General features: G+C 43.4%; 9 protein-coding genes. 3 read left to right on the top strand and 6 right to left on the bottom strand.

Going from position 1 to position 14,955, the window contains the following annotated elements:
* Positions 1-87: 87 nt before the first annotated feature.
* Positions 88-297 (bottom strand): cold-shock protein, encoded by a 210-nt coding sequence (locus G337_RS0124650; RefSeq protein ID WP_028866209.1) that lies wholly within the window; start codon positions 295-297, stop codon positions 88-90.
* Between the two features lie 311 nt (positions 298-608).
* On the opposite strand from G337_RS0124650, the gene G337_RS0124645 reads away from it, so the two are divergent.
* Positions 609-1,985 carry a class-III pyridoxal-phosphate-dependent aminotransferase gene (locus G337_RS0124645; RefSeq protein ID WP_028866208.1) on the top strand — a complete coding sequence of 459 codons (1,377 nt, stop codon included), beginning with the start codon at positions 609-611 and terminating at the stop codon, positions 1,983-1,985.
* 25 nt (positions 1,986-2,010) lie between these two features.
* Here G337_RS0124645 and G337_RS0124640 read toward each other — a convergent pair whose 3' ends face one another.
* Positions 2,011-2,700, bottom strand: a complete 690-nt coding sequence (locus G337_RS0124640) for a 2'-5' RNA ligase family protein (protein ID WP_028866207.1) — start codon at positions 2,698-2,700, stop codon at positions 2,011-2,013.
* Positions 2,701-2,923: 223 nt separating this feature from the next.
* Between G337_RS0124640 and G337_RS0124635 the strand changes: the two genes are divergently transcribed.
* Positions 2,924-3,907 carry a lipid A deacylase LpxR family protein gene (locus G337_RS0124635; protein ID WP_028866206.1) on the top strand — a complete coding sequence of 328 codons (984 nt, stop codon included), beginning with the start codon at positions 2,924-2,926 and terminating at the stop codon, positions 3,905-3,907.
* A gap of 182 nt (positions 3,908-4,089) precedes the next feature.
* Here G337_RS0124635 and G337_RS27360 read toward each other — a convergent pair whose 3' ends face one another.
* The 4 genes from G337_RS27360 to G337_RS27355 are packed head-to-tail and all read right to left on the bottom strand — an operon-like array spanning position 4,090 to position 12,376.
* The gene (locus G337_RS27360) at positions 4,090-6,630 is read right to left on the bottom strand and encodes a response regulator (protein WP_051303608.1); all 2,541 of its coding nucleotides are present in this window, start codon (positions 6,628-6,630) and stop codon (positions 4,090-4,092) included.
* Positions 6,623-7,195 (bottom strand): chemotaxis protein CheB, encoded by a 573-nt coding sequence (locus tag G337_RS0124625; RefSeq protein WP_028866205.1) that lies wholly within the window; start codon positions 7,193-7,195, stop codon positions 6,623-6,625. The genes G337_RS27360 and G337_RS0124625 overlap by 8 nt, the downstream gene beginning before the upstream one ends.
* Positions 7,192-8,043 carry a CheR family methyltransferase gene (locus tag G337_RS0124620; RefSeq protein WP_211235844.1) on the bottom strand — a complete coding sequence of 284 codons (852 nt, stop codon included), beginning with the start codon at positions 8,041-8,043 and terminating at the stop codon, positions 7,192-7,194. The genes G337_RS0124625 and G337_RS0124620 overlap by 4 nt, the downstream gene beginning before the upstream one ends.
* A complete protein-coding gene (locus G337_RS27355) occupies positions 8,024-12,376 on the bottom strand; it encodes a CHASE3 domain-containing protein (protein ID WP_051303606.1) in 4,353 nt (1,450 codons plus the stop codon). Before G337_RS27355 ends, G337_RS0124620 begins: the two co-directional genes overlap by 20 nt.
* 676 nt (positions 12,377-13,052) lie before the next feature.
* Here G337_RS27355 and G337_RS27350 point away from each other — a divergent pair.
* Positions 13,053-14,786: an EAL domain-containing response regulator gene (locus tag G337_RS27350; RefSeq protein ID WP_157619463.1), complete on the top strand. Its 1,734-nt coding sequence runs from the start codon at positions 13,053-13,055 to the stop codon at positions 14,784-14,786.
* The last annotated feature ends 169 nt before the right edge of the window (positions 14,787-14,955 follow it).

Genomic DNA, 14,955 nt, shown 5'->3' with positions numbered 1-14,955 from the left:
CAGCTAAGAAAACACTTTTCAGCAGGCAAAAAAAAATGGCAAACCAGCAGGTTTACCATTTTCTAAATTCTGAAGAATTACTGCAGCTTACAGCGCAACAATATTCTCAGCTTGCGGGCCTTTTTGGCCTTGAGTCACGGTAAACTGAACCTTCTGACCTTCTGCAAGTGTTTTGAAACCGTCACTTACGATAGCGCTGAAGTGAGCAAATACATCTGGACCAGATTCCTGCTCGATAAAACCAAAACCTTTAGATTCGTTGAACCACTTAACTGTACCTGTAACTGTATTAGACATAATAGTATCCTGTAATTTTAAAAATAATAGTGCCTTAAAAAGGCTTGAGTAGCGTAAAAACAGACTGGAACTTAAAAACTACAGAGCGAGGTATTATTACAACGAAATGGAGAATGTAAACAAAAGGCTTTCTTTCTTGCTGGGGCCCACTATATAGAATCTGGCGGGGATGTCAACAAAACTGTTCAAAAAACATACAAAAACAAAACAACAGACAAATCCTGTTGACTCAGTGAGCTTATAATACGCTGAAAACACCTCCAGGTTTTAATTACTATAATAAACACAGGAGCACTGTTTCGGAGTGTAAAATGGATTTACTGACTCATAAACGCATTACAGATAAAAACCAGCTGCTGCCCGGCCCAAAATCTAAACAAGCGCTGGCAGAAACACAAGAATATATAGGTCGAAGTAATTATGTCGGTTTGTACGGCATTGCCATAGCGGCAGGAAACGGCAGCTATATACAAGATGTTGACGGCCATCGCTATTTAGACTGCTTAACCGGCGCTTCCTGTAATATCCTCGGCTACAACACCGGATTAGAACAAATTTATGCAGACGCGGCTAAAACACTGCAGCATTCCTGCTTCCCCTATGCACCTAACCAGGCGGCTTTAGATTTAGCAAAACTATTAATAAACAACACGCCGGGTCATTACCCTAAAAAAGTTTTATTTGGATTAAGCGGTTCAGATGCCGTAGAGGCTGCCATACAGGCGATGAGAAAATATACCAGACGCTTTGCTGTGGTATCTTTCAAATATGACTATCACGGCTCCACCGGGTTATCACAACCCGCCTCCGGATTTGGTTTAGAGAAAGGTATTTTCCCGCATTCAAAATATTTTCGTCATTTTGATTTCCCCGGCAGCCCCCGACAAGTAGAGCAGGTCCTGGCAGAGATAAAAAGCGCTTTTCAGAGCGGACTAGTCGGCGGCGTATTAGTTGAGCCCATTCAAGGCGATGCCGGTGTCATTACACCTGCAGCCGGTTTTTTAACATCTCTACGACAGTTAGCATCTCAATATAACTGTTTATATATGGTTGATGAAGTGCAGACGGGTATGGGCAGAACCGGTAAACTCTGGGCTATTGAGCATTATAATATTGAGCCGGATCTGCTGATCACTGCCAAAGGATTATCGGCAGGTTATGTACCGATTTCTGCCGTTATCGGCAGACAGGAAGTGATCGACTCGCTTGAGCCTGCGCAGCATGTTTTCACCTATTCCGGGCATCCGCCTTCCTGCAGGGTCGCACAATATGTAGTGAATAAGATAATACAGGGAGATACTTTAGATTCAGTCACCCGCAACGGGCAAATATTAAAAAATAAATTATTAAAACTACAGAAAATATTCCCGAATATTATTAAGGAAGTACGGGGAACAGGACTAATGCTGGGAATGGAGCTTAATATCAGCGCCAATCCGGAATTAACACAAACCTTCTGTTATTTATGTTTACAGAGAGGAATATTTTTCGGCTACTTCGGTATTAATAATAACGTGGTTAGAATAGAGCCGCCGTTAACCCTCTCTGAGCAGGAAATAGCCAAGGTTGTTGAGGTAAGCCGTGAGGCACTGTTGATAATTGCAGAAAACAGAATCTCTGACAGTGTGAAAGGTGCGGTTAAAAAATACTGTGTTGGTATCGGCATAGCCGCCGACAAGAAGAGTTGAGAGACACTCCTGTCGGAACAGGCTTTTATTTTTCTAAACTCATAGAAGACAGCTGTTTTGTCTGCGACAAATTTTGATACCAGTTGTTAAAAACAAGCTCCAGCCGATCAATAGTAACGCTGCCGAAGTTAAAGTTTCTATACTTATAAAGAGTTTTTATAAATTTTTCGCTGTTGTGCACAGGCGCCTTAAACCTAACCGCCGTTGTATGCGCGGTAGATATTTTATACCTGAGATCAATAGATGTCGGCAGACCGGCTTTCTTAAAAGCAGCCCGAAGCCGGCTGCGCAGCATATTTAACTGCCCGCTTTCAGGAAATCCCTGAATCAGAATACAAGACGGTGAGGCGGTAATACCAGTGTATTTTATTGTAAAAGGCGGCAGATCCTTAACGGCATCTGCAAAGACATGCGCATAAAGCGGTGCATCAATATCGTGCAGCTTAAAACCCTGCTGACAGGTAAGAACAGATAATACGGTCAGATGTAGTTCATTCTGTGGATAATAATACTGCAGCGGCTCTATGCTTTTTAACTCATCTAAAAAAACATTTACTTTTTCACCTACCTCGGGGTTAAGGTAAGATAAAACCGTCAGCCCTCTTCTCGTATCCTGTGGTGAATTAATAAGAGGATCCGTCTCATAGAGGTTTTCTTTAAAGGCACTGATGGAATTCATCCACATATTTTCATAAATCTTTTGTATGTCAGACATAGTGGGCTCTGTTATTTACTGAAACTGAGGTAAACAGTTTATTCTATTTTCTCTGGGTGAACACTTAATCCCCGCCAATTTCTGAACATAATTGCCCAAGCGTTTTATATTTGAAATATTTGTCAGCGCTGCAGTATTGTGATTAGCAACTCTACCTTAACTCATTGTCTATGCTACATTTATACGAATATCGTTAATAACTCACCTTGTTCTGGAGGCCTGTTTGTCTCATCTGTCTGCAAAACGAGTAATACATATATCCGCCCTGCTGCTGTGTACATCAGATGTTTATGCCGGACAATGGTTTATGCAGATAGATAATGATGCAGCCTTCGGGGATGACGGTAACTACAGCAGCGGTTTAACCATCGGCTGGGAAAACACACCGGCTCCCACTCTTAATAAAGCGCCGGGGTTTATGCGTCGGCAAAGCCTGTTTTCCTTTACCCAGACAGAAACAGAGCAGACCTGGGGATTAAAATTAACCCAGCAGATGTGGACACCCGCTGAAATTGCGATAGAAGCCCCGCAGCCTTATGACCGCCCCTTTGCCGGATATTTAGCAGTAGAAAGCCACACAGCTGCATACAGCAGCTCCCTAGCTCAGAAAAACTGGTTATCACTGGGTGTAGTCGGGCCGGCGTCCGGCACTCAGGAAGTTCAGGAAGTTGTCCACGAAATTATCGGATCATCATCTCCGCTCGGCTGGCATAATCAAATAGAAAATCAGCTCACTGTGCAGCTGGGTTATGAGGTTGAAACACTGCTGTTTCGACAGGATTTTGCTAGCGGCAGCCAATGGGAACTCAGCGGTTTTAGTCATTCACAGCTGGGAAATTTTCGCAGTGAAACAGATCTCGGTCTCACCTTAAGATGGGGAACAAATCTGCCCAACTCTTTTGGACGGTTAAGCAGCCATAGCGGTCAGTACGGTAATTTATCTGCGACGACAGAATCCGGTTCATTTTTTCTTTACAGCCGCGCATATATAGGGTATCGATTCAATGATTTAACATTACAAGGCAGTCTGCCCTACGATTCCTACGTCGAGCTTGAAAACAAACAGGCGGCTCTTGTCGTAGGAGTTATCTGGGCACATCCTGGCTGGTCTGTCGCCTGGAGCTTTAATACCTACACTAGGGAGTATCAGAGCGATCCCGGCAGACACCATGGTTACGGCTCATTAATATTCAGCTGGGGCATGTAATACCAAATCCACTAATTATCTATTCATTGATGCTTGTTAAAATGGACGCTAGCTTCGTTCTTGATTTTGTAATTAGAACAACTAGTTACTGCAATCAACGCCTTGCTTTCATCCATTTTTCCTACGCCTAAATAGATCATCTAATTAATGGAATTGGTATAAAAACAGGCGCTGACAGCAGTTCACTCACTGTAATTATCCAGGATTAATTGAATCAAACGTTTTTCTTCAGACTGTACTAATGCAAAAGATTTTTCGACAGCATCCTGCTGCTGCAGCTTGATGCTTTCCTCTAGCGCCTGCGCCGCATTCTGCATATCAGTCATACCCAGGTTAGCGGCAGTTCCCTTAAGACCATGGGCATATAATTTCCCGTCCTCCCAGTTATCTTGTGACAAAGCCTGGCTGATTTTCTCCACTGAGCTGTTCCGGCTGAATGTTAACAGCAGCTTTTTATACAGATCTTTATTACCGCCGACACGCATTAATGCATCATTAATATTTATGCCGGGAAGCTCCTGCAGTTCCTGCGGTTCTTTGTTTTCCTTTTTGGTTAAACTAACAGGTGCAGAGTCATCAACGCAGCTCACTTGATCGGCCTGGATCCATTTTGCCAGCTTAGCATAGAGGAGCTGGGGATTGATTGGTTTCGCGATATAATCATTCATACCTGCTGCCATACATCTTTCCCGATCACCAGTCATGGCATTTGCAGTCATAGCGATAATAGGTAAGTTTACAAAAAGAGGATTGGAACGAATTTTCCAGGTAGCATCATACCCGTCCATCACCGGCATCTGACAATCCATCAGCACAGCATCAAATGATGTCTGCCCGCTTCCAGGCAGATGCTGCATTAACTTCTGCACCGCTTCCTGACCATTACACGCCAGCTCTACATCCAGTTCCGCCAGCCGTAATAATTCTGTTGCCACCTCCTGATTAATCTCATTATCTTCAACCAGCAGTATTTTTGCGCCCTTGATATGAACTACCTGTTCAATACCTAAATCTACTGGTTTAGTTACTTTTTGAGTATCTTTACTTTCATTAAGGCCCAGTACCTTCATAACGACACTGAATAACAGCGAGGGGGTCACAGGTTTTAACAAGAAACCATCCGTTGTTTCTGCCGCTTTTTTACGTACATCTTCACTGCAATTGGCAGTCACCATTATCACGTAGGGAATTGAGGACAACTCCCTGTTCTCTTTTATTAACCTGCTTGTGGTCACGCCGTCCATGGTCGGCATTTTCCAGTCCATCAGCACTATATCGTAGGCCTGGTGGTCATTCGATGCTCGATTCAGCTCATCTAACGCCTGCATCCCTGAAGCTGCGCTGAACGATTGAAAACCAAAGGAGTTCAACATGTTTGTCAAAATACTACGAGCCAGTTCACAGTCATCGACGACTAAAAATCGTAATTTTTTTAATTCTTCACTGGGTAACTGAAAGCGCTTTTTCTGATGTTGGCGTGAAAACGGCAGGGTAAAATAAAATACGCTGCCCTCACCGAGGCTGCTTTCTAATTCCAGCCGCCCTCCCATCAGCTCCACCAGCCGCCCGCAAATTACCAGCCCAAGTCCAGTCCCGCCATATTTTCGAGTAGTAGAGCTGTCAGCCTGGGTAAAAGGCTGGAATAACTGCTGTATTTGTTCATTCGATATACCTATACCTGTGTCCCGCACCTCAAAATACAAATCGATCCTGCCGTTTTCAGTTTTCGGCTGCTTAACTGAAATAACAATTTCCCCCTGTTCAGTAAACTTAAGCGCGTTAGCTACTAAGTTAATCAGCACCTGACCAATTCGTAACGGATCACCAAAGAGTTCCAATGGTATGCTGGTATCACAGTCCACCAGCAGTTCAATATCTTTTTGTTCTGCCTTAACAGCCATTAAATCCGTTAAGTTCTGCAGCACATCATCCAGTTGAAACTTTACTTTTTCTACCTTCAGTTTACCCGCTTCAATTTTGGAGTAATCGAGAATGTCATTAATAATATTAAGTAGATTATCCGAAGACATTTGAATTTTATGCAGATAATTGCGCTGCTGATCGCTTAGCTCTGTTTGCAGCACGAGATGATTCATACCCAGAACAGCATTTAAAGGAGTGCGGATTTCATGACTCATATTAGCCAGAAACTCGCTTTTAGCCCGATTAGCTTGATCCGCCTCATTACGAGCACTGCGTAAAGCCAGCTCAGTTAGTTCATGCTCTTTAATTTCATGTCTGAGCTTGCTGTTAGTATCTTTTAAAGTTTTGCTGATTTTAATTAACTGCTTGTTTAACTGCTCCATCTCAATACAGCTTTGCCGATGAGCAATACGTTGAATCCATAACTCCCTGAACACCATCACTTTACTGCGCAGCACCTGAGGATCTAACGGTTTATAGACATAATCTACAGCACCTGATTGATAGCCCTGGTGAACAAAGTGCTCTTCCTTACTGACAGCGGTGACAAAAATAATGGGAATATTATTGGTTTGATGATTTTCAAGGATCAGTGATGCCGTTTCAAAACCATTCATGTCCGGCATCTGCACGTCCATTAAAATTAAGAAAAAATCATGGTGAATCACTTTTCGTAACGCTTCCTGCCCTGAATCCGCCTCTTCAACAACAACGTCTATCGACTCAAGGATACGTCTGACGGCCAGCAGGTTTTTCGGTTCATCATCTACAACCAGTATTTTCGGTTCAGCATCAGTCATCAGTTAGCCCTCCTAAAAAAACACCTATTTCTTCAAGCGGCAGAATATGGTCAACTTCTGCAGCATTGACTGCCGCTGCCGGCATTTCCGGCGCTTCAGCACTCACAGGATCCTGCACTACAGCAAGCCCGCCGTATGCTTTGATTTTTTTTAATCCCTGACTGCCGTCGACACTGGCTCCCGTCAGCACGATCCCCACCAGGTATTCACCATAAACATCTGCCGCAGATTCAAACAGTACATCAATAGAGGGAATAGAGTAATTTACCGGCAGATCAACCGAAAGACTGAGTGTTTTTTCCTCTTCTACCAGCAGGTGATAACCTGCCGGGGCAATATAAACATGAGCAGATAATACAGGCTCATTTGAACAGGCTTCCTTCACCTCAACAGCGCAATATCGGTTCAGGTATTCCGCCAGAAAATCATCGCTGCCGCGCATCTGATGCTGTACCACCATTACGGGCAGGGGGAAATTATTCGGTAATTGAGCCAGAAGAGTTCTAAGCGCCTGCATTCCGCCCATCGAAGCACCAATAACAACTGCCTGATAATTTTTTTTCATGTTAAGATCTTCTTTCGATAAATCCGCCTTTTGTCATCAACAGATTCAAAATCATTTTCAACTGCTGAAAAACCCAAAGTTTCTTTATCGCCTAATACCAGGTAACCACGATGTACCATACTATTCCGCAGTAATGTTAAAACGCTGTTTTGTAATGTCTGATCAAAATATATCAGTACATTTCGGCAGAGAATTAAATGCATTTCCGCAAAGCTTCCGTCCCGCATCAAATTATGGTGGGCAAAGGTAATTTTATCCCGCAGGCTGTTTTTCATCTTGGCTGATTCGTATCTGGCCTGATAATAATCCGAAAAAGATCTGCGGCCGCCTGCTTTGAGATAGTTTTCGGTATACTGCTGCATTACATTCACCGGGTAAATGCCGGTTTTAGCGGCCTCCAAAGCCTGGTTGTCATAATCAGTGGCATAAATATGTGTCTTATCCAGTAAACCTTCCTCTTCCAGTATAATTGCCATCGAATAGGCTTCTTCACCGGTGGCGCAGCCGACGTTCCAGATATTGACACGTGAATAGGTACGCAGTTTGGCGGTCACTTGTTCGCGAATAAACTTAAAGACCTCTGGATTACGAAACATTTCGGTAACTGTAATGGACATGTCGCCGAGGAAAGCACTAAAAAAACTTTCATCATAAAGGATCAGGGGGATCATTTCCGAAACATGCCTCAAGTTGGAAAGCGCCAGGCGGTTATGAATACGCCTTTTCAGAGACGCCCTGGCATAATTACGAAAATCATAACCATAACGCAGTAATATCGCCTCTAACAAACAGTCAATTTCAAAGGCCTGCAGCTGCTTATCTTCCATTTTAACGGCCGCTGGTTTCATATAACCATACCCTTAACATTGACATTAATTTGTCCAGTTCAACGGGTTTGGTTAAATACTCAGATGCTCCGGCTTCTATGCATCTGTTTCTGTCCTCCGGCATAGCCTTGGCAGTCAGTGCAATAATAGGAATGTTTTCGTAGCCGTTTTTCAGTCTGCGTATCCTGCTCATCGCCTCATAGCCGTCCATGACCGGCATCATAATATCCATAATCACCAGCTCAAAAGGTTTATCAGTGCCGTCAGGAGCATCGCTGTTAAGTTTATCCAGTGCGACTTGACCGTTGTCCGCCATAGCGACTTCCATGCCGGCATCTTCAAGCTGGCGGGTCAAGGCAAAAATATTACGCATATCATCATCCACCAGTAATAATCGCCGGCCTTTCAGCATAGAATCGCCATTGTGGAGCATACTGACACTCTTTTTCTGTTCCTCCGGCAGCTGGGTTTCGACGCTATGCAGAAAAAGAGATACATCATCTAATAACCGCTCAGGAGACTCGGCCCCTTTGATAATAATATCAGCGGTAAACTTACTCAGTACCTGCTGCTGCTCATCAGATATTTCCTGCCCAGTGTAAACAATCACAGGAGGAACCAGCCCCGAGGGTAGAGATGCAATTTTCTCCAGTACCGCATAGCCGCTAATATCAGGTAAGCCCAGATCTAAAATAACGCAGTCGAACTGTTCTGTTTCCAGCTTTTCGCAGGCCTGCCGGCCGGTTGATGCAAAAATTAACTGAACATCATCCGACTGAATTAAGCGCTTAACGGAATGCTGCTGATTTTCATCATCCTCAATAACCAGAACAGTTTTAATATTATCCTCACCGCTGCTTTTTATATCTGCCATAACCCTTTCTATATCACTGCTGTCCGCAGGTTTCTGCAGATAACTTAACGCCCCCTGAGTTAAAGAGAGCTGCTTCTGATTACCGCCAGAAATAACATGTACCGGAATATCTCGTGTTTTCAGATTGTGTTTCAACTGCTCTAATACCGCCAGACCATCAATATCAGGCAGGCCGATATCCAGGATAATACCGGTGACCCTGTATTCCATACACAGATACAGGCCGTCTCGGCCCTTGTTTGTTGCCAGGCATTTAAAACCACTCTGGTGAGCCGTTTTAACCAGTATTTTGGCAAAGCATTTATCGTCTTCTATGATTAAAACCACTTTGTCATTTTTAGAAATATTACGCCGGTCATCTTCCATAAAAATATCACTGGACGGTAATGCAGCGTCTAACGGCGTACTATTGCTCTCAAGCGGGGGAACTGCCGATACGGGTGTTGTCTCAGCACTAACAGGGGGCGATATATCATTCGATTCTCCCGGCCACTGCAGCGGCAGATACAGGCTGAAGACGCTGCCGCTGCCTTTTTCACTTTGTAACTGTATTTCACCGCCTAATATTCTGGTCAGCTCTTTTGAGATGGTTAATCCTAAGCCGGTGCCGCCGTATTTTCGACTGGTGGAGCCGTCCTCCTGCTGAAATGCCTCAAAAATCGCCTGACGTTTTTCTTCCGAAATACCGATACCGGTATCAATAACCGACAGTCCAATGCTGTTATCTGCATTTAGTGCTTTATTATTAAAACGGGTATTAGAGTCAGGCAGATGAAACTTTAAGGTGACCATGCCCTTTTCGGTAAATTTAAAGGAGTTGGAAAGAAAATTCTTTAAGATCTGCTCCACTCTTTGACTGTCAGTTCTAAAGTTTGCCGGTATCCCCGCCTCTTTCTCAATAACAAACTCAGTAGCGTTTTTCGCTGCGACCTGAGCAAACAGTTTCTGCAGATTATTAACCACAGTGTCAATATAAACATCATCTACATGGGTATTTAACATACCGGCTTCAACCTTGGACAAATCCATAATGTCATTAATCAGGTTAAGCAGATCATTGCCGCCCTCGTATATGACTTGAGCATCTTCCCGCTGCGCATCGGTCAAGTTTCCCTGTTTATTTTCCGCCAGCATTTTTGATAAAATCAGCAGACTGTTTAACGGTGTGCGTAATTCATGGGACATATTAGCCAGAAATTCGGTTTTGTATTTACTGGCCTGCGATAAATCATTAGCTTTTAATTCAATCTCATTCTTTGTCAGCTGCAGTTCTTTTTTCTGCTGCTCCAGCCGCTGCTGTTTTTCTTCGAGCTCTTCATTGGAAACTCGTAATTCCTCACTCTGCTGTTTTAACTCTTCTTCCGATGCCTTTAAGCGCTCGGTTTGCGCCTGCAGATTTTCATTAGAAACCCTCAGCTCTTCCTGCTGACTCTGCAGCTCTTCCGACTGGATTTTGGACTGCTGCAGTAACTGCTCAGTACGAATCAAGCTGATAATATTATTAAAAACAACACCGATGTTTTTCCCCAGCTGATCGATCAGCTCTTGATGCAGAGGCGAAAACTCTTTAACTGAGGCGACTTCTATCACCGCCAGCAGCTGCTGTTCAAACAGCAGCGGAAAGACGATAATATTTTTAGGTATGGCTTCACCGCAGCCGGAACTGATAAGAATATAATCGTCAGGAACCTGCTGCAGAAAAATAGTTTTCTGCTCCAGTGCGCTTTGCCCGACCAGACCTTCACCTAATAAAAACTGATTTGCGACATTTTTACGTTTTTTATGTGCATAGGAACCAAGCAGCTTCAGCAGTACACGATTGTTCTTATCAAGCTCTTTGCTGTAAAACAGCCCGAGCTGAGCATCCAGCATAGGAACTAATTCATTCATAATGACTTCTGCAAAACTCTTCAGATCATTAAGCCCCTGCAGTTTAGCGGTAATAGCCGCATAACCGCTTTTTACCCAGTCCTGACCTTCGAGTTTACTGCGTTCATGCTCTAGAACATCCGATTGTTCCTGCAAGTTACTGGTTGTTTTCATCAGGGCAACCGCAAAGGCAACGATAATCAGCGTGCCTGCCAGTACCAGCCATAAAATGGCATTGGCGTTAGCCTTGGAATCGGCCTGTCTTTCATTCATCAGTGTTTGTTCAATTTGTTTGAAGCGGCTTAACTGCTGACGAATATTGTCCATAATACGTTTACCCGTTTCTTGTTCAATCAAACGAGTGACATCTTTCATCGTTGTAGAATTTGCGTTTATTTCATTGCGGGCGGCTATCTCAGGCTCCCCGGCCTTAGCCAGCCATTCTCTGGCTAAAAACTCGACTTTAGCGGCGGCTCTGCGCATCGGTTCAATATCAAAATCATTCTGCACCTGAAACTTCAGAGCAGCGATATCTTGTTCAACAGTAATTTTTCCTGCCGCAAAAGGCTCAAGAAATTCATTTTTTCCGGTGATCATAAACCCGCGAAGTCCGGTTTCCTGGTCGACCATGCCCTTAGCAACGGCAAGGAGCAGATTTTGTGCGGCCTGATTTTCCGCTTTTATAAAGTGGACATTCATCTGCTTAAGATTTTCTCTGATTTTATCGAGTATATTTTTACCGCTTTCAGCTGCAGCGGCTTCTTCTATATCCGCATAATCAGCACGACCTTGGGTTACACTGCGGCGAAGAGCCATCCCAGGCTGAGCGACGCTTTGCCTCCACTGCAGAACAAGCAGTTCTAACTGGCGAATAGACTGAAGCATCTCTTCCCGATCGTAGGCATTATCGATCAGCTTATTGAGCTGATCGAGGTGTTCAACTAATTTCAGCCAGCCATTATGAAAAGGTTCAAGAAAAGTGTCTGCGCCGGTGACCAGAAAACCCCGTTCACCGGTTTCCATATCAACCATGTCTTTAGCAATACTCAAGATAAGATTAACAGCGCGCTGGTGATTAGTTTTTTTAAAATCATCTTCCATCATCTGCAGGTGTTCACGCAGTTCGTCTAGTATCTGTTTGCCTGTGCCCTTCTTCAGTATCTCCTGCAGATAGTCTGCATCTTTAGCACCGGTCTGCACTTTTTTACGCTCATCAATTTCCCTTTGTCCGGCTTTTTCGGACCACAAGTTAATCAGCTTCTTAATGTCATTAATGCGCTGTACCTGCGGCGGGTTATCACTGACCAGCTCTTTAAGAGCATTTATTTTATCGTCCAGCTGATTTTTTGCCGAATGATAAGGCTGCAGAAATGATTCTTTACCTGTGATTAAAAAGCCTCGCTGTCCGCTTTCAAGGTCAATTATCAGTTTTTCTATTTCTGTACTGGAGGAGATTACTTTATGGGTATGATTAACCCAGTCGAAAGTATTAAGCAGAGAGGAGATACCGAAATAATTAATCGAACCAAATAGAAGAACCAGAGCAATGGGGATAATTTTTTTCGTTAATACTGCCTGATTGAGTGCCGGCGTAGAAAGATATTTTTTCATAATGATCCTTCATTAATTGATATTTTTTGCCATAAATCAGTTATTAACAGCTAACTCTGTTAAACAGGCCGCTTATGAACAATTTTTTATAAATAAAAGTCAATTAGATTCATACGTTTTATATAGACTATAAACAACGAAGTAGACAATATTGGATGACTGTTCCTTGTATACTTTTCATGTTGTTTTGCTGCCCAGGCAGCTTGTCACCTTCTGGTGAATTTAAAATAAACAGCTATATTTGTATAAATAACAGCTGTAACGGATGCTCAATTGTCAGGCAATGGCAAATAGCCGCTCTGCATTATTCCTTAGTTATGCTGAACTGCTTAGGTAGAACCATGACCATTTGATATCCGCGACTTTAGCACGCTGAACGTGCCGGGATTCTAGATAGTACTTTAACTTACTAGAAGTTATAAAAGTTGAAGAGCTGCTCAGCTAATGAGAAAGGGATCAAGGATATGAAATTCGATTTGCTATGGCCCCCCCCGTCACCAATATCAGTTTTCACACTGTTTAGCGGCTTAAATACTCAGCTGATGAAAAATCATAGACCCCTGCCGATATCATTCAATGTCCGTGTTTTTCCAGTTTGAAGGCAAAGCTGCGGTAATAGAAAGGTGAGAAGAGAGTATAAACCAGAACTCTGTGAGCCCAGGATAAGGAGAAAGGTGTGAGTATTGGAGAATGTGGAAAAATAATGGTCGTGGATGATGAAGTGATCAACCGAGACATGTTAAACGGTATTCTAACCGCCCAGGGCTATGATGTCTTCGGCGCAGTTAACGGTGAACATGCTCTGTCCATGATCCCTGATTATGAACCGGATCTTATTTTACTCGATGTGGTAATGCCGGTTATGGACGGCTTCGAAGTCACCCAAAAGTTAAAGTCGGATCCCGTATATCATCATATTCCTATCGTTTTACTTACTTCTTTAAATAGTCAGGACTCACGTATCAAGGGGTTAGAAGCCGGCGCAGAAGACTTTGTAAGCAAACCCTTTGACAGACATGAACTGCTTGCGAGGGTCCGTAATTTAATCAGGCTGAAACACCTTAGTGATTTTCTCAAAATCAATAACCGAATACTCGACGAGTACGATATGCTCACCGGGCTGCCTAACCGCAAACTATTTCAGAAACAGTTAAAACAATCTATTACTTACTCGACTAGAAATAAAAGTGCTCTAGGACTTATCATCGTTGATATCGTTAATTATAAAACGATTAACGATACTCTTGGAGCGACTCTGGCGGATTTAGCAGTTAAAGGAGTTGCTGAACGTATCAATCGAGTGGAAAATAACGGTGCTTTTATCAGCCGCCTGAGTGACAGCAACTTCGCAATTATTGTACAAAACACCAGTACTGATGCAGAGCTGTATAGCAAAAAAATTTACGACATTATGTCGCAGCCTTTCCTGCTGGCTGAAAAAGAGATCTTTATTACCGTACAGCAGGGAGGAGCGCTTTATCCGGAGAGTGCCGCAAACTGGGAAACATTGTTAAAGAATGCCGAAACGGCAGTTCATCAGTCAAAACAAACGGATCCTAAATCATTATATATATATCAACCTGAAATTGGAGCACAACTGCAGCAGCGTATGAACCTGGAAAACAGCCTGCGCAGTGCACTGACTAAACAGGAGCTTTTTTTAAATTATCAGCCTCAGGTTGACCTGCGCAGCGGTAAAGTCATCGGCCTGGAGGCGCTGCTTCGCTGGCAGCACCCGGAACTAGGTCTGATATCTCCAGAAGAGTTCATCCCTTTAGCCGAGGAAAACGGCCAGATTTTTGCCATTACCGACTGGGTATTGAAAACAGCATGCACACAAAATAAAGCCTGGCAGGAGGCGGGCCTGCTGCCGGTGACAATTGCTGTAAACGTCTCTCCTCACCAGTTTAATGACTATGAATTAATTACTCAGGTTAAACAGGCTCTGGAGATCTCCGGCTTAGATCCAGAATACCTGGAACTAGAACTTACTGAGGGTGTTATGCTGGATAATCCTGATACTGCACTTTCTGCAATTCATGAATTAAGAAGTATAGGAGTTCAAGTCAGCCTTGATGATTTCGGCACCGGGTTTTCAAGTTTGAGTTATTTAAAAAGCATTCAAGCCAATCGGATTAAAATAGACCGCTCTTTTATCACCGACCTTGCCGTCAACACGGATGATGAAGTTATCGTTTTAAGTATTATTGCTATGGCGCACCAAATGGGCCGCCAGGTGATAGCAGAGGGGGTTGAAAACGAAGTTCAAATGTATTATCTGTTTCACCATAATTGTGATGAAATTCAGGGATATTATTTTAGTCGTCCGGTACCTGCTCACGAAGTTGGAGCATTATTAGCTGATGAACGCAGGCTGGTTGTCAAATCTAATACCGACAACAATCAGTAATTGATATGCAGCAGTAGAATGCCTTTCGACACCTAAGAAACGAGTTGAAACTTAATAAAGACTTTATCTAAAAACTTTAACCTTGGTTTCAAATCGTTCTCTAATAGTGTAAATGCCTAAAGAGGTTGGCTACCCTTTCCGTTTCTCGCAAACGCCCCTCAAACTATAG

Source organism: Psychromonas aquimarina ATCC BAA-1526 (assembly GCF_000428725.1).
GTDB classification, from domain to species: domain Bacteria; phylum Pseudomonadota; class Gammaproteobacteria; order Enterobacterales; family Psychromonadaceae; genus Psychromonas; species Psychromonas aquimarina.
Note: the sequence above shows the minus strand (reverse complement) of the source record. Positions and strands in the feature narration are given on the sequence as shown.